At 41.4% G+C, this 14,571-nt stretch carries 18 protein-coding genes; 5 read left to right on the top strand and 13 right to left on the bottom strand.

The window, feature by feature from the left end; genetic code table 11:
* The first annotated feature begins 86 nt into the window (after positions 1 to 86).
* Entirely contained in the window at positions 87 to 1,511 is a 1,425-nt protein-coding gene (locus tag WA249_RS05440; RefSeq protein WP_336166869.1) for an aminotransferase-like domain-containing protein, read from the top strand.
* 2 nt (positions 1,512 to 1,513) lie between these two features.
* Here the strand turns inward: WA249_RS05440 and ahr are convergent, their stop codons facing one another.
* From ahr to WA249_RS05400, 8 genes are all read right to left on the bottom strand, one after another.
* Positions 1,514 to 2,542 carry an NADPH-dependent aldehyde reductase Ahr gene (gene ahr / locus WA249_RS05435; protein WP_336166867.1) on the bottom strand — a complete coding sequence of 343 codons (1,029 nt, stop codon included), beginning with the start codon at positions 2,540 to 2,542 and terminating at the stop codon, positions 1,514 to 1,516.
* 38 nt (positions 2,543 to 2,580) lie between these two features.
* The gene (locus WA249_RS05430) at positions 2,581 to 3,141 is read right to left on the bottom strand and encodes a DNA-3-methyladenine glycosylase I (RefSeq protein ID WP_005300378.1); all 561 of its coding nucleotides are present in this window, start codon (positions 3,139 to 3,141) and stop codon (positions 2,581 to 2,583) included.
* A 30-nt stretch (positions 3,142 to 3,171) separates the two neighbouring features.
* Positions 3,172 to 3,417, bottom strand: a complete 246-nt coding sequence (locus WA249_RS05425; RefSeq protein ID WP_001287364.1) for a hypothetical protein — start codon at positions 3,415 to 3,417, stop codon at positions 3,172 to 3,174.
* Positions 3,418 to 3,426: 9 nt separating this feature from the next.
* Positions 3,427 to 3,963 carry a M23 family metallopeptidase gene (locus WA249_RS05420; protein WP_336166864.1) on the bottom strand — a complete coding sequence of 179 codons (537 nt, stop codon included), beginning with the start codon at positions 3,961 to 3,963 and terminating at the stop codon, positions 3,427 to 3,429.
* 46 nt (positions 3,964 to 4,009) lie between these two features.
* Positions 4,010 to 5,044 carry an A/G-specific adenine glycosylase gene (gene mutY / locus WA249_RS05415; RefSeq protein ID WP_336166862.1) on the bottom strand — a complete coding sequence of 345 codons (1,035 nt, stop codon included), beginning with the start codon at positions 5,042 to 5,044 and terminating at the stop codon, positions 4,010 to 4,012.
* Between the two features lie 142 nt (positions 5,045 to 5,186).
* Positions 5,187 to 5,549, bottom strand: a complete 363-nt coding sequence (locus WA249_RS05410; RefSeq protein WP_336166860.1) for an HIT family protein — start codon at positions 5,547 to 5,549, stop codon at positions 5,187 to 5,189.
* 184 nt (positions 5,550 to 5,733) lie between these two features.
* Positions 5,734 to 6,471, bottom strand: coding sequence for a dienelactone hydrolase family protein (locus WA249_RS05405; RefSeq protein WP_336166858.1), 738 nt, complete (start codon positions 6,469 to 6,471; stop codon positions 5,734 to 5,736).
* A 168-nt stretch (positions 6,472 to 6,639) separates the two neighbouring features.
* On the bottom strand, positions 6,640 to 6,798 hold the full coding sequence (locus tag WA249_RS05400; protein WP_002053759.1) for a DUF1328 domain-containing protein: 159 nt from the start codon (positions 6,796 to 6,798) through the stop codon (positions 6,640 to 6,642).
* Between the two features lie 193 nt (positions 6,799 to 6,991).
* Between WA249_RS05400 and WA249_RS05395 the strand changes: the two genes are divergently transcribed.
* Both WA249_RS05395 and WA249_RS05390 read left to right on the top strand, forming a co-directional pair.
* Entirely contained in the window at positions 6,992 to 7,450 is a 459-nt protein-coding gene (locus tag WA249_RS05395; RefSeq protein WP_336166856.1) for a YcgN family cysteine cluster protein, read from the top strand.
* Between the two features lie 214 nt (positions 7,451 to 7,664).
* Positions 7,665 to 8,930 (top strand): replication-associated recombination protein A, encoded by a 1,266-nt coding sequence (locus tag WA249_RS05390; protein ID WP_336166854.1) that lies wholly within the window; start codon positions 7,665 to 7,667, stop codon positions 8,928 to 8,930.
* Positions 8,931 to 8,940: 10 nt separating this feature from the next.
* Here WA249_RS05390 and WA249_RS05385 read toward each other — a convergent pair whose 3' ends face one another.
* The 5 genes from WA249_RS05385 to dapA form a co-directional block, all read right to left on the bottom strand.
* Positions 8,941 to 9,777 (bottom strand): formate/nitrite transporter family protein, encoded by an 837-nt coding sequence (locus WA249_RS05385; protein WP_336166852.1) that lies wholly within the window; start codon positions 9,775 to 9,777, stop codon positions 8,941 to 8,943.
* A gap of 152 nt (positions 9,778 to 9,929) precedes the next feature.
* A complete protein-coding gene (locus tag WA249_RS05380; RefSeq protein ID WP_336166850.1) occupies positions 9,930 to 10,133 on the bottom strand; it encodes a hypothetical protein in 204 nt (67 codons plus the stop codon).
* A gap of 190 nt (positions 10,134 to 10,323) precedes the next feature.
* Positions 10,324 to 11,043 (bottom strand): phosphoribosylaminoimidazolesuccinocarboxamide synthase, encoded by a 720-nt coding sequence (gene purC / locus WA249_RS05375; RefSeq protein WP_004790203.1) that lies wholly within the window; start codon positions 11,041 to 11,043, stop codon positions 10,324 to 10,326.
* A 35-nt stretch (positions 11,044 to 11,078) separates the two neighbouring features.
* A complete protein-coding gene (locus WA249_RS05370; protein ID WP_336166923.1) occupies positions 11,079 to 11,684 on the bottom strand; it encodes a lipoprotein-34 precursor (NlpB) in 606 nt (201 codons plus the stop codon).
* 15 nt (positions 11,685 to 11,699) lie between these two features.
* Positions 11,700 to 12,593 (bottom strand): 4-hydroxy-tetrahydrodipicolinate synthase, encoded by an 894-nt coding sequence (gene dapA / locus WA249_RS05365; RefSeq protein WP_336166847.1) that lies wholly within the window; start codon positions 12,591 to 12,593, stop codon positions 11,700 to 11,702.
* A 328-nt stretch (positions 12,594 to 12,921) separates the two neighbouring features.
* On the opposite strand from dapA, the gene pncA reads away from it, so the two are divergent.
* Both pncA and WA249_RS05355 read left to right on the top strand, forming a co-directional pair.
* On the top strand, positions 12,922 to 13,566 hold the full coding sequence (gene pncA / locus WA249_RS05360; protein WP_336166845.1) for a bifunctional nicotinamidase/pyrazinamidase: 645 nt from the start codon (positions 12,922 to 12,924) through the stop codon (positions 13,564 to 13,566).
* Between the two features lie 41 nt (positions 13,567 to 13,607).
* A complete protein-coding gene (locus WA249_RS05355) occupies positions 13,608 to 14,570 on the top strand; it encodes a bile acid:sodium symporter family protein (RefSeq protein WP_336166842.1) in 963 nt (320 codons plus the stop codon).
* Position 14,571 lies beyond the last annotated feature (1 nt).

Genomic DNA, 14,571 nt, shown 5'->3' with positions numbered 1-14,571 from the left:
TTGCTGCTCTTTGAGTTGATTTCTATAGCGTAAAGGTGTTCTATAAACCAGTACAGATACAGAAATTTTTAAAAAAGCAGCACAGAATGACTTTCCAATATCAGGTTCTTGCCAATCAATTAGCACATCGAATTTATCAAGATGAGCTCAAGCCTCATCAGAAGCTGATTTCATTACGAGATTTCGCTCGTCAGCACAGTATTAGCTTAAGCACGGCAAAAAGTTGCTATGAATTGCTTGAGGCGAGGGGACTGATTTATGTAAAGCCGAAATCAGGTTACTTTGTGGTTGCTCGTAGTCAATCTAGCCCTATTCCTGATAGCCCAGATTTTTTGTCTTTGCCTCGGCAAGTCTCAAATCTAGAGTTGCATAACCAAATTCAAGAAGCAGCCTTACAAAGCCATCTCGTACCATTGGGTTCGATTCAGTTGACGCCACATTTTATTCCGGTAGAGGGTTTACGTCGTTCTATTCAACGGGCTTTAAAAAATTGCCAGCCACAAGATTTTCTCTATTGTAATAAACAAGGACATGAGCAATTAAGAAAAGCCCTATCTGATCATTGGCGCGAAGACGGAATCTTCATTGCAACGGAAGATATTTTTATTACCAATGGTTGCATCCCTGCTTTGTCTTTAGTCATTCAGCATCTAACAGAAGTAGGCGATAGTATTTTAATTCCGACACCTACTTTCAATGGGCAACTACAACTTTTAGCTAGTTTAAAACGGCAGATTATTGAAATTCCAGCGCATCATCGAGGCATTGATCTTGAACGTTTAGAATCATTGATGCAGCAGGGTTTGGCAAAGGTTTGCCTGATGACAGCCAACTATCAAAATCCTTTAGGATATTGTTTAAGTAATGCGGAAAAACAAAAGATTGCTGAATTAGCTGCAAAGTATCAGTGCTTTATTATTGAAGACGATATTTTTGGTGAATGTGGTTACAGCAATGAACGCCCGCTACCGATTCGCTATTGGGATCGCGAAGGCTATGTCATTTGGTGTGGATCAGTTTCTAAGTCGCTGTCGAGTGCATATCGGGTAGGGTGGTTCTGTTTAAGTTCAAAGCTACAGCATTTAAAACTAGAGCTACTGGCAAGTAATATTGGTGTAAATACACCACTACAATTAGGCTTAGCTGATTTTATTTATAGCCGTGGTTATCGAGAGCATTTAGAGCAGCTACGACCAAATCTAATGCGACAGGTCGAGCAATATCGCAGTTGTATTTTAAGAGCCTTTGACGGCCTTCCAATTGCGTTAAGCCAGCCCGAAGGCGGCTATGCACTCTGGATACAGTTACCAAAAGAAGTAGATACCTTAGCGCTGTATTACACTGCGAAAGCTCAAGGAATTACCGTGGTACCAGGCCATGTTTTTGGTGAGGATGAACGATATCGGCACTTCATTCGTTTAAATGCGGGTCATGAATTAACAGCAGATGTCCGCCAAGCAATTAGTGACTTGGCGGACTGGTCACGACAACAGATGAAAATTGTGAGTTAGTTTTATTCTGCGAAGTCTGCTTTCAACACAATGCGGTAGCGTGCCTGACCTGAGTGTAAACGTTCAATTGCCTCATTCAGCTGTGACATGGGAAATAGTTCAATTTGAGGCGCAATTTTTTTGCGTGCAGCAAACTTCAAAAGTTGACGCAGTGCAGCTGGTGAACCCGTAGGTGAGCCTGTCACTGACTTAGCACCACTAATAAGTGAACCTACAGAAACAGGAACAGGTTCAAGAGTCAGCCCCAAGAAGTGCAACGAACCATTTGGTGCTAGTGTAGAAATGAAAGCACGCCAGTTTAAGGTCACGTTTACTGTGCTGAGCAATAAATCAAATTTCCCTTTTTGTGCTGTTACCGCGTCTGTATCGCGGCTATTCACGACATGATCTGCTCCCATTGCTTTAAGTTCCTCTGTTTTATCAGGGTTGGAACTAAATGCAGTGATCTCACAGCCCCAAGCTTTGAGAAGTTTAATGGCTATGTGGCCTAAGCCACCAATGCCAATCACACCGACATGATGTGTTGCTTGAATTTTATGTTTGAGTAGTGGGTCAAAAACGGTAATTCCGCCACAAAGTAAAGGACCAGCACTTTCAGCGTCTAAATCGTCAGGGAGGGGAATAGCCCACTGCCAGCCTGCACGGACTTTATCGGCAAAACCACCAGCATGCCCCACGATTGTTGCAACACTTCTGCCTGTACAAAGTACTTGCTGACCACCAATACATTCATCACAGGCTTGGCAGCTTTCAGCCGTCCAGCCAATGCCGACACGTTGCCCGATTTGTAGACCTTTGGCTTCTGAACCCAAAGCAACAATTCGTCCAATAATTTCATGGCCCGCAATCACAGGGTACACAGTTGAACGCCATTCATTGTTTAACACAGAAATATCAGAATGACATAAACCACAGTATTCAACTTTTACCTCAACTTGATGCGGTTGTAATTCACCTGCATCAAATTGGTAGGGAACCAGTTTTTCACCTGCTTGCATTGCGGCATAAGCCTGAATCGTATTATTGCTCATCGGAAACTCCTTAAGCGGATTTGAACCGTTCGAGTGGATTATGAAGCTTTAAATTGACAATCGTTTTCATGATCATCGACCATGCCTACTGCTTGCATAAAAGCATAACAGGTGGTTGGGCCGACAAATTTGAAGCCATTCTTTTTAAGAGTCTTGGAAAGTTTTACGCTGAGTTCAGTTTGTGCAGGAGCCTTACGATAATCTACAACATCATTGTGTTGTGGAGCTGCATCTACAAACTGCCAAAGCCATTTAGGAACGTCACCGACTTGCGCTTTGAGCGCTTGCCAAGCAATTGCATTATCACGAATAGCTTTGAGTTTGCCTAAGTGGCGAATTAAGCCTGCATCGGATAATTTTAATTCTAAAAAATCATCTGTGAATGAAGCAATTTCTGCAATCGGATGATTAAAAAAGTGCTGACGGTAGCTTTCTCTTTTTTTTAGTACGGTAATCCAAGATAAACCAGCTTGCTGACCTTCAAGACAGAGCATTTCAAATAAACGTGCTTCGTCATGTTCCGGTTTGCCCCATTCTTCATCATGGTAGGCAATATAGAGTGGATCGTCGGAACACCATCCGCAGCGTTGAGTTTTCATGATGATGCTCCTTATATTTATCTTAGAATTTTAAAGTTTAAACAGCACCCATTCATTTGGGCGAGTATCCCAATAATACAGTTCAGCTTGAGTTAAGTCTTCAAACTTTAGCCAAAAGTCTTTACCAACTTTATCTGAAAAACCGGTACTGATTAGCAGGGCATCATCGCTGATTTCCATGATCCAGCCTTGATAGCTATTGCCATTTAAAATGATCTTTTGCTGGTTGCCAGACTCGGCAAACTCTACTAAGCGATTGATCAGCGCTTCCGACATAAAATGTTCCTAGCGTAAATATGAATAAGGATTAACAGCACCACGTCCTTTACCATCTAGGTAAAGACCATAATGAAGATGAGGTGAAGTATAACGTGCATTGCCTGTATTGCCGACATAGCCAATTAGATCGCCTTTTTTGACATAGTCACCCACACTCAGGCCACGTTTGTGACCATCAAGGTGGGCATAATAATGCCATGTTCCCGCTGGGCCTAAAATCCAGATGACTTTGCCACCTAAGTTGTTATTGCGAAGATCGGCAACGAGTCCTTCGGTTGCACTGTACACTTTGGTTCCACGTGGAGCCAAAATATCAATTCCTTCGTGACTACGACCCTGACTGCGAGCAGCTCCCCACGTGTCTTTTAACTCATCTCGATCGACACCTTTTACTGGTACAGGCAGTCGATTTGGAAGCTGCATGCTTTTGAGCTTGATGACTTGAGCGGGTGGAAGAGGGGCAGGTTTTTTAGGCGCACTGGCACAGGCCGCCAATAGAATAATCAGAAAACCAAGTGAGAAATGAGAAACAAAACGTCGCACAAAATACTCCCTGTAAACCCATATCAAATCTATTTTGCTCACTATGTCACGAACGGCTTGTCGAGATCAATTTTTTCATAGCGGTTGGTACACCTTTGGCAATGGCTTGTTCTGGACTCAGCCATTGGCCTTCAAGTTCAATTGCTAGATGCTCTTTTTGGTCAGGTTCCACGTGGAACGTGTGAGCATTAAGTAGCCATGTAAAGTGAGTGAAGCTATGACTAATTTGAACGGTCTGTGGTTGAGGTTGCAGTTTAAATTGCTGACTTAGGCTTAGTCGCTCATGTTCATTTTCTAAAATAGGTAAACAGATTAAACCGCCCCATAGACCATGAGCTTGTCGTTGTTGCCAAAACCATTCGTCTTCGCATTGAATGATAAGAACATCTGCGGTTCTAACAGGAGGTGTTTTTTTCGGTTTCTTAAAAGGTAATTCTTGTTCTAAACCTTGCTGGTAAGCTTGGCAATGTTCTTGCATTGGGCAATATAAACACAGCGGTTTTTTTGGCGTACAGATGGTTGCGCCCAAATCCATAATGGCCTGAGTGTAGTCATGGTTACGATGGGTAGGGCAAAGCTTTTCAGCGAGTTTCCACATTTCACGTTCGTGCTGTGGTTTGCTTAAGTCATCTTCAATGGCAAAGAAACGGGCTAAGACGCGTTTTACGTTGCCATCCATAATGACACCATACTGACGTAAACCTAAAGACATGAGTGCACCTGCGGTAGAGGGACCAATGCCAGGTAGTGCAATCCATTCTTCTAGTGTTTCAGGAAGCTTGCCCTGCTGAGTAACAAGACCAGCTGCTTTATGCAAATTGCGCGCACGAGCATAATAGCCAAGACCTGCCCAGTAAGGCGCTACTTCATCCCAAGTTGCATGACCTAACGTCTCTACAGTGGGGAAGCGCTCCATAAAGCGGTCAAAATATTGCAGAACCGTTTTCACCTGAGTCTGTTGTAGCATAATTTCAGAAACCCAAACTTTGTACGGATCATCTGCAACTTGCCAAGGCAAATCATGACGACCATGTTGATCGAACCAGTTTAAGAGGGCATCAGAAAAAGAAAATTCAGGCATGAACAGCTATAGAAGAAAAGTGAGGGCTAAATTATAGCTGAAATTTGCGGGTAAATTTTGTTTAAAGCAGGCGAAGAATGAGGACATCTTAAAACAGAGATTACTTTAAAACGAGTAATCTCTGTTTCATGCATAAAAAGGATTAGTTCTCTTTTACGCCCCAACGTTGATCAAGTTTCAACGGTTGGTTTTTATAGTAAGGGATGACATGAATGTGGAAATGATCTGAGCTTTGTCCGAACACTTCACCATCATTGAAGCTAATATGAAAACCAGTGGGTTGATGTCGAAGCTGTGTTTCGTGACGAGCAATTTCAAGAAGTGTAAGTAGGCCTTGGTGTTCTTTAGAAGTAATGTCAAAAAAAGAACGAACATGGCGTAGTGGTGTTACCACACAGTGGCCTTTAGATAGCGGATTAGAATCAGGTAAAATTACAGCAAATTCATTTTTATCAATGATGTCATATTCATCAAATTCGCAATATGGACATTTCTTGTCAGTCATTGTTGTATCCTCTCATATTATTCCATTAAACCCCGAGTGCGGGAAATAAGACTAGGCTTTGCTCTAGCTCAACGGGAGTATAGTTATTGAAGTATGGTTTAAAAAATACAGTAAAAATATTGCAAAGTCATAAACATTTAAGGGAGCAAATGCGAAAAAAACATTTGCTCCAAATTTGCTTCTTTTATTTTAAAGTACGATCTAACAAAGTGTACATTTTAGCAAGGCCTTGTTTTTCCGCTTCGCTGTTATAGCCAAGGTCCACACCGTTCGCTTTAGCTCTTTCATCTGCAAGCGGGTTACTAAAGCCATGTTTAGCATTTTTTAAAACCACTACTTCGTATTTAACCTCAGCAGCTTGCATCTCTTTTTCAAAATTAGCAACATCTTCTAAGGTGACCATGCTGTCTAGTTCACCATGTAGAACTAAAATCTCGCCTTGAATGTTGCCTTTTTGAGCAGGTGCTTTCGGAGTTAATGTGCCATGGAATGTTGCAATTGCTTTAAGTGGTGCCCCTGATCGAGCAAGGTCCAACACGACTTTACCGCCATAGCAAAAGCCAACAGCGGCAAGTTTTTCACTGTTTACTTCTGGTTGGGCTGCTAGAGTTTGAAGCGCTGCATTGGCACGATCAGTAACTGTGTCTAAATTTTCAAAGGTCTGCATCATCCATTCATAGGCTTGAGCTGCAGTCGTGGTCACTTTTTTATCGCCATACATATCAATTGCAAGTGCAGCATAGCCATGTTCAGCAAGCTCACGTGCACGTTGCTGCGTATATTCGTTACGCCCCCACCACTCAGGACCAACAATTACACCCGCAACAGGTGTTTCACTATCTGGAGCCGCAAAGTAACCAATTAAATGGCTGCCGTCTGGTGCAGTATATTGAATTTCACGGGTTTTAATTGCTGTACTCATGAACTTAATCCTGAAATTTAAAGAGATTTAAACACGCTTGATTAAAGCATAAAAAGATAAAAGTAATATAAATAACTATGTAAGAATCTACATTAAAAGAAGATATAAAGCTTCACGCAATAAAAAAGAAGGAAACGAGTTCCTTCTTTTTAGGTGATCATGATTAAGTTATGTTCTGCCTCGGGAAATGAACCCAATTACAGCAAGAATTACAGCCACAACTAATAAAATCACGGCAAAGTCTTTAGATAACCCTGCAACACCACCAAACCCTAATAGACTGGCAATGAGTGCAATCACTGCAAAAATTATAGCCCAACGGAACATATGCTGTTCTCCTTATTTTTTCATTGTCGTTTTACTATATAGCGTGTTTTTTGCACCGAATGTGTCGTTTATGTGGTTGAAATGTATATTAAACAATCATTTTGTGATGTTAGGAATACAGCTTCTTTTTTCGTAAAGATCACTTCAATGCTATACTTAACCACTGTTTCATCTCATTAGCTGTTAAAAAATTATGTCTACCGAGACCTCACTTCGACCACTCTTCTGGAAAAACTATCCATTAGAGCAACTCACTCAAATTGAGTGGGAAGCTTTATGCGATGGGTGTGGTTTGTGCTGTCTGGTCAAGCTTGAAGATGAAGATACTCATGAAGTGGCTTATACCAAAGTGGCCTGTAAGTTACTCGATTGTGATACAGGGTGTTGTACCGACTATCCAAATCGTCAGCAGCAAGTGCCTGACTGTTTGCAACTGACGCCAGAAAGCTTAAAAACCATTCATTGGTTACCATCGAGCTGTGCTTATAGACGTTTGAATGAAGGTAAAAATCTACCTTCTTGGCATTATTTAAATACAGGTTTGAGACAAAGCGTTGTTAAGGCGAAAAAGTCAGTTGCTGGACGTTGTCTTTCTGAAGTTGATGTCCATGAAGATGATCTAGAAGATTATGTCGTACGATGGGTGCGTTAATATGCTCGTGATGGGCATTTTTAATTACAACGTATTATAAAGTAATATTTTATCGTAAATTTTTTAATGATCTCCGTTATATAACAATAAAAGGAGAACATGCTGAGATGACTAGCAGCTCCTTATGATTTAAAGAACGTGTCTCATAGATTCAAATTGTAGATTTCCGTGAGACACAATAGACTATAGTGAAAAGACGATAAAGCCATTTGAGATGTCAGACACCCATATTCCACTTCCTGAACGCCTACGCCCGAGAGACTTGTCTGAAATTATTGGGCAAGATCATTTATTAGGTGAGCATGCGCCCTTACGTCAAATGATCGATCAGGGGCATTTGCCTTCTATTATTTTTTGGGGACCACCAGGCGTTGGTAAAACAACAATCGCTTTGCTTTTGGCTCAAGCGATAGATCGCCCATTTGTGAGCTTATCTGCGCTGAATACGGGCGTAAAAGAATTACGTGAAATAATTGCAGAAAGTGGTGATTTACTGACACCTGTGGTTTTTATTGATGAAATTCACCGATTTAATAAATCACAGCAAGATGCTTTATTGGGTGCAGTTGAAAAAGGCAAAATTACCTTAATTGGCGCGACGACTGAAAACCCATCTTTTGAGGTGAACAGTGCGCTTTTATCTCGTTGTCAGGTCTACACTCTAAATAGTTTAGATAGTGAAGCAATTCAGACACTCCTCAATAATGCTCTTCAAGCCGATAAATTCTTAAAAGAGCGTTACATTCATGTTGAAGAGTACGATGCACTCATTCAGTTTGCAGCAGGCGACGCTCGTAAAGCGCTTAATTTACTAGATCTGATTGCAAGTACATTTGAGCCAGAAGTTGAAAATACGATTACCAATGCGGTTGTGGTGAAAGTCGCTCAGCAAAATATTGCGCGTTATGACAAATCGGGTGAGCAGCATTACGACTTGGTTTCAGCCTTTATTAAATCAATTCGGGGTAGCGATCCAGATGCAACCCTGTATTGGATGGCACGTATGCTCAAAGGTGGAGAAGATCCGGTTTTTATTGCAAGACGTATGCTGATTGCAGCCTCAGAAGACATCGGAAACTCTAACCCAAATGCGCTATTGCTTGCAGGTGAGTGTTTCCGCTCTGTACAAGCAGTGGGAATGCCTGAGGCTCGAATTATTTTAGGCCAAACCGCGGTTTATTTAGCAACGAGTGCAAAAAGTAATAGCACTTATTTAGCAATTAATAAGGCTTTGGAACTTGCTGAAAAAACGGCAAATTTACCTGTGCCTTTGCATTTGAGAAACGCACCAACCAAGCTGATGAAACAGCAAGGCTATGGGATTAATTACCTCTATCCTCATGATTATCCTGAGCACTTTGTGTTGCAAGACTATTTGCCACCTGAGTTAAGGGGAACCAAACTCTATGAATCTGCAAGAAACAAGCGTGAGGTTGAAGGTGAGCGCTTACAGCAACGCAGATGGCAGCAGGAACAATAGTTTGTTTCTGCTATTCCAGTTCTTCAGTCACCTGACCATAAATCAGTAGTGTAAACACGCCTGTGCCACCAATAATATTGCCAATGGTGGTCGGGATCAGGAAAGTAAATAGATAGTCATTAATGGAAGCATCTCCTTGCCAGACCAGGTAGGACATTTCTGTAGAACCAACCACTACATGGGTAAAGTCACCCAGTCCTATCAGATACGTCATGAAAAAGATTACAAGAAATTTATTGCTAACAGAGGGCAACATCCAAACCAAAGCTGCAATTAACAGCCCTGACATAATACCTTTGAGCATATTCTGGGTTGCAGAAAAGGAGCCCACATGATGGGCGAGTTCATCTAGTGCCTTGTCGATATCTGCAGTAAACAGGTGAGTAGTTAAGAAAAATAAACTCGCCAAAGCTGTCCCAATGATATTGCATAGAATCACAATCCCCCATAAGCGGCCTACTGCTTGTAATTTATCGAAGGTAAAAGGCTTAAATAAAGGTACAACAGTGGTGATGGTATTCTCGGTAAAGAGTTGCATGTGACCCAAAATTGCGATCAGGAACCCAATGGTGTAACCGACATTGGTGATTAAATCGGTCCAGATCGCATCAGTTGGGAGATAAGAGGCAATAATCGCTTTAAATATAAATGAAAAACTGATGACCAAACCCGCAGCAATCCCTGAAAAGATCAGTGCAGCTGTCGGACGATCCAGCTCTTCGGCACCATCACGGCGGATAATTTCATAGACCAAACGGGGTGACAGTTTTTCATGTTCTTCAACTGCCATTTTTTCACGCCAGCTTAAGGTTTTCTCGACCTTTTTTTCCTCTATTTCATGATCCATCAGCTTTACTCCTCACTGAATAAATATTTTTTATTTCTTATTTTTATTCATTGATAAGGCAGTACTTGGGATAAATCCAGTCGATTCCTAACAGCTTTATGTGTCTTTTTATAAATTGAATGTGAAGTGGCAGCAGATCATCAACAATAAGATTAAAGAAATGTATAAGCCCTTAACGTGCGGATCAGTGCCATGTAGTCACCTTTAGAGGCTTTAGAAATAACAGATTCGACTTCTGCCTGACTCCAGCCTTGTTTTAAGGCGGAACTGCTAAAGTTGGTTAATAAGACCAAAGGATTTTCACCAAAATGGACTGAATGATTCATTAATCTCTTTTCAAGCTTAGATATTTCCATAGCTTTACCCTAGTTTTGAAATTTAATTATTGTGAAGTGCTTAATGTTTTTTTAGATTTTAGTGTTTTAAATTGAGTTTGTGCAAGTGATAATTTACTTTAATAGACAAATCTGTCTACTTTTTAATATCTAAAGTAATTAAATATAAAAAAACCGGGCTAAAGCCCGGGTTTTCGTGAAGTTTGAACGATTAGAGAGCAGATAAATCTACGCCTAAACGAGCAGCAACTTCTTCATAAGCTTCAACAACACCGCCTAAACCTTGACGGAAACGGTCTTTGTCGAGTTTCTTCTTAGAGTCTTTATCCCATAGACGGCAGCCGTCTGGAGAGAATTCATCACCAAGCACGATACGGTCATGGAAAACACCGAATTCAAGCTTGAAGTCCACCAAGATCATGTTGCCTTCAGCAAATAATGCTTTTAATACATCATTTACTTGGTAAGTTAACACTTTCATTTGTTCTAATTGTTCAGCAGTTGCCCAACCTAAAGCAATCGCTTGAGATTCGTTAACCATTGGGTCGCCTAGACCGTCATCTTTATAGAACAATTCAAATGTAGGAGGAGTTAATTCTTTACCTTCTTCTACACCTAAGCGACGGCATAGAGAACCAGCTGCGTAGTTACGAATTACACATTCAACAGGAATCATTTGAAGTTTTTTAACAAGCACTTCAGTTGGAGAAAGCAATTTTTCAAAATGCGTTTCAATACCTGCAGCAGCAAGTTTTTCCATGATGAAGGCGTTAAAAAGGTTGTTCACCTTGCCTTTACGATCTAGTTGTTCGATTTTTTCGCCGTTGAACGCAGAGGCATCATCACGAAAGACTAAAATCAGATGGTCGGCATTGTCTGTTTCATATACAGATTTTGCTTTACCAGTATAGAGCAAGGTTTGTTTTAACATGAGGGAACCTTTTAAAAAAAATGCCTAGTAAACGACTAGGCTGGCCAATTTTGGTAAATCTGGTTTAACACTTCAGCGGCCACATCTGGGCTTGCAAAAGTGTTGTCTACATTAAATAGAGCAAGAGTATGACTTGAACCCACACCAGTGAGTTTAAGCAGATAAGTTTTGTCATTTACTTTAATCGTCGCTTGGTTGCTGCCTTGAGCGATGATGTTGTAATTCAAAGTGCTTAAAGTCGCTTTGGTGTATTGCCAGATCTCGGTCGTATTCCCATCAATTTTTAATAATGGGTTTTTATTACCGTCGGTCACAAGTTGCGGACGACCAAGCGCGGCACCCGATTGAGCAGATGCATCTGCTGTTGCATTGCCCCCCTGTGTTTGTTCAGGACGTGGCAGTGCAAAACGGTTACCACGCTGGTTTTCGAACTTCGGCGCGTGCTCGATAGCGAGCTGGTCAACAGTTGGTGCAGGGTACAAAGGCGTCACTGGTCGTACAGTTGCGTCGGCAGGATACTCAAGCGGGGCAAGTTGCTTGGCATTTCTATAATCTAAAGAATGATTATTAATTGCGAAGCGACTACAACCAGCTAAACTTAAGGCTGAAACTGCAAGGACTAAACCAAGACGTAATTGCATCATAAATTGCTCTTATTAAATAATTCCCGCATCTTTTAGGGCATTGCGGAGAGGTTCGCGATATTGCTCAGCGAGAGGAGTGAGTGGTAAACGAATACCAGTATCAATCAGTCCCATCTCATGTAGTGCCCATTTCACAGGAATTGGGTTTGATTCGCAAAATAGAATATTGTGTAAATTTGCAATCTTATTGTTAATCGTCTTCGCTTGTTGTTCATCTTTGGCAATTGCAACAGCACATACTTCACTCATTGCTTTAGGTGCAATATTTGCTGTAACAGAGATATTACCGTCTGCACCAAGAAGCATAAGTTCCCAAGCAGTATCATCATCACCTGAATATACAGCCATCTTACCGTTTAAAGCTTCGATTAAAGCTTTACCACGAGGTACGTCACCTGTCGCATCTTTAATACCGACAATATTAGGGATCTCTGCCAAACGTACAGCTGTATCGTTTGCAAGATCTACACCAGTACGGCCTGGTACGTTATAAAGAATAAGTGGTAGTTCTACGGCTTCAGCAATCGCTTTATAGTGTTGGTAGAGGCCTTCTTGAGTTGGCTTATTATAATATGGCGTAACAAGTAGGGCTGCATCTGCGCCAAGATCTTTAGCCGCTTTAGTTAATTCGATTGCTTCACGGGTTGAGTTTGCACCAGTACCGGCAATAATTGGAATACGTTTATTGGCTACACGAATAATTTCTTTAATAACCTGTGTGTGCTCTTCCATGCTCAATGTTGAGGCTTCGCCGGTTGTACCGACGGCTACAATACTGTTTGTACCTTGTTCTATGTGCCACTCAACCAGCTTCTCAAGACCCTTCCAATCTACACCGCCGTCTTTCAACATAGGTGTGACGATTGCGACGATTGAGCCTTGAATGGTCTGTGCTTGCTGAGTCATTTTTAAAAATATCCTATTTATCCATCCGAATCTGAGGTAAGAAAAACAAAATGTGGGATGGTTGCAGTATTTTGATTGTCCAGTTCTAACAATAACAGATTGTTGAATGACAATTATGCAAATTATGACTGATCAGACGCATAAGAACAATACGCCTAACGGATAATCGCGATGTAAACTTGAGGAAAAGATAGGATGTGTTGGTATTGCAGGGGTGAGAAGGGGCGTAAATATAACAATACAGCTTGATTCGACTGAGCCTTACTTAATATGGGCTTTTTTTATGGCAAGATAGAATGCAATTTTCCCGGTTGGGATTGAAGATGACATGAATATGAATATACAACCACAAAATGCGGTTTTAATCGTAGTTGATGTACAAAATGGTTTTACACCGGGTGGAAATTTAGCAGTTGCCGATGCCGATATAATTATTCCAACGATTAACCAACTTGCTGATTGTTTTGAAAATATTGTTCTGACACAGGATTGGCATCCCGATAATCATATCTCTTTTGCACAAAACCATTCGGGCAAGCAGCCATTTGAAACCATTGAACTCGACTATGGACCACAAGTGCTTTGGCTTAAGCATTGTGTACAAGGCACCAAAGATGCCGAGTTCCATCCGAATTTAAATATTCCGAAAGCTCAACTGATTATTCGAAAGGGCTTTCATGCTCATATTGATAGTTATTCGGCTTTTATGGAAGCAGACCATGCCACAATGACGGGTTTAACGGGTTATTTAAAAGAGCGCGGCATTGATACGGTTTATGTAGTCGGAATCGCCACGGACTTTTGCGTGGCATGGACTGCCTTGGATGCAGTTAAACAAGGTTTTAAAACTTTAGTGGTTGAAGATGCTTGTAAAGGGATTGATCTGAATGGCTCGTTAGAGCACGCGTGGCAAACCATGCAGCAACAAGGTGTTGTTCGCATTCAATCGACTGATCTGTTGAGTGGGCACTAAGTCTATCTGGTCTAGTATTTTAATTTTTAGGGATAGAAAGTATGTCTGCATTACTGTGCTTTACCCAATTTATTCAAAAAACGTTTGCCCTATGGGTGATAGTTTTTGCAGCACTAGCGCTATGGCAGCCTGAGTTTTTTGTCTGGCTCAAAGCGTACATTCCATGGATTTTGGGCATTATTATGCTCGGCATGGGAATGACCATGACTGTAGACGACTTTAAAGGGGTATTACAAAGCCCTAAAGCTGTGTTGATTGGAGTGGTTGCCCAGTTTGTGGTGATGCCCGGTTTAGCATATGTTCTATGTAAATTATTTAACTTACCGCCTGAAATCGCCGTTGGGGTTATTTTAGTGGGGTGTTGCCCAGGTGGAACTGCTTCAAATGTGATTACCTACATGGCCAAAGGCAATGTGGCTTTATCGGTGGCCTGTACATCAGTATCAACGCTTTTAGCGCCCGTGTTAACACCAGCGATTTTTTATTTGCTCGCGAGTCAATGGTTAAAGATTGATGCAGCTTCGATGTTTATTTCAATTTTGCAGGTGGTCCTGCTTCCTATTGTCGTTGGTCTAATTTTAAGAACGTGGCTCAAGCGTCAGGTCGAATCCTATATTCAAGTCATGCCGTTAGTTTCCGTTATTGCAATTGTCGCGATTGTGGCCGCCATTATTGGTGGAAGCAAAGCGGCTATTCTACAGTCGGGTTTGCTCATTTTAGCTGTGGTGATCTTACATAATGGATTTGGATATTTATTAGGTTTTGCAGCAGCGCGATTCTTTAAATTACCTTATGCAGACAGTAAGGCAATTGCTGTAGAAGTAGGGATGCAAAACTCAGGTTTAGGTGTGGCACTTGCAGCAGTACATTTTGCTGCTTCTCCAATTACAGCAGTACCAAGCGCGATTTTCAGTCTTTGGCACAATATTTCTGGGCCTGCACTGGCGACTTATTGGGCAAGTCGTACAGAGGTAGACAAATCCATTCAAGTACAAGCTGACTAAT

Origin of the sequence: Acinetobacter sp. 161(2023) (genome assembly GCF_037027805.1) — a bacterium.
Classification (GTDB): Bacteria; Pseudomonadota; Gammaproteobacteria; order Pseudomonadales; family Moraxellaceae; genus Acinetobacter.
The sequence above is the reverse complement of the archived record's forward strand: the minus strand, read 5'-3'. Positions and strand labels throughout refer to the sequence as shown.

Coding starts and splice junctions, on each gene's coding strand:
- WA249_RS05440 (WP_336166869.1), top strand. CDS start 87: ATGACTTTCCAATATCAGGTTCTTGCCAATCAATTAGCACATCGAATT.
- ahr (WP_336166867.1), bottom strand. CDS start 2,542: ATGAGCAATAATACGATTCAGGCTTATGCCGCAATGCAAGCAGGTGAA.
- WA249_RS05430 (WP_005300378.1), bottom strand. CDS start 3,141: ATGAAAACTCAACGCTGCGGATGGTGTTCCGACGATCCACTCTATATT.
- WA249_RS05425 (WP_001287364.1), bottom strand. CDS start 3,417: ATGTCGGAAGCGCTGATCAATCGCTTAGTAGAGTTTGCCGAGTCTGGC.
- mutY (WP_336166862.1), bottom strand. CDS start 5,044: ATGCCTGAATTTTCTTTTTCTGATGCCCTCTTAAACTGGTTCGATCAA.
- WA249_RS05410 (WP_336166860.1), bottom strand. CDS start 5,549: ATGACTGACAAGAAATGTCCATATTGCGAATTTGATGAATATGACATC.
- WA249_RS05405 (WP_336166858.1), bottom strand. CDS start 6,471: ATGAGTACAGCAATTAAAACCCGTGAAATTCAATATACTGCACCAGAC.
- WA249_RS05400 (WP_002053759.1), bottom strand. CDS start 6,798: ATGTTCCGTTGGGCTATAATTTTTGCAGTGATTGCACTCATTGCCAGT.
- WA249_RS05395 (WP_336166856.1), top strand. CDS start 6,992: ATGTCTACCGAGACCTCACTTCGACCACTCTTCTGGAAAAACTATCCA.
- WA249_RS05390 (WP_336166854.1), top strand. CDS start 7,665: ATGTCAGACACCCATATTCCACTTCCTGAACGCCTACGCCCGAGAGAC.
- WA249_RS05385 (WP_336166852.1), bottom strand. CDS start 9,777: ATGGATCATGAAATAGAGGAAAAAAAGGTCGAGAAAACCTTAAGCTGG.
- WA249_RS05380 (WP_336166850.1), bottom strand. CDS start 10,133: ATGGAAATATCTAAGCTTGAAAAGAGATTAATGAATCATTCAGTCCAT.
- purC (WP_004790203.1), bottom strand. CDS start 11,043: ATGTTAAAACAAACCTTGCTCTATACTGGTAAAGCAAAATCTGTATAT.
- WA249_RS05370 (WP_336166923.1), bottom strand. CDS start 11,684: ATGCAATTACGTCTTGGTTTAGTCCTTGCAGTTTCAGCCTTAAGTTTA.
- dapA (WP_336166847.1), bottom strand. CDS start 12,593: ATGACTCAGCAAGCACAGACCATTCAAGGCTCAATCGTCGCAATCGTC.
- pncA (WP_336166845.1), top strand. CDS start 12,922: ATGAATATGAATATACAACCACAAAATGCGGTTTTAATCGTAGTTGAT.
- WA249_RS05355 (WP_336166842.1), top strand. CDS start 13,608: ATGTCTGCATTACTGTGCTTTACCCAATTTATTCAAAAAACGTTTGCC.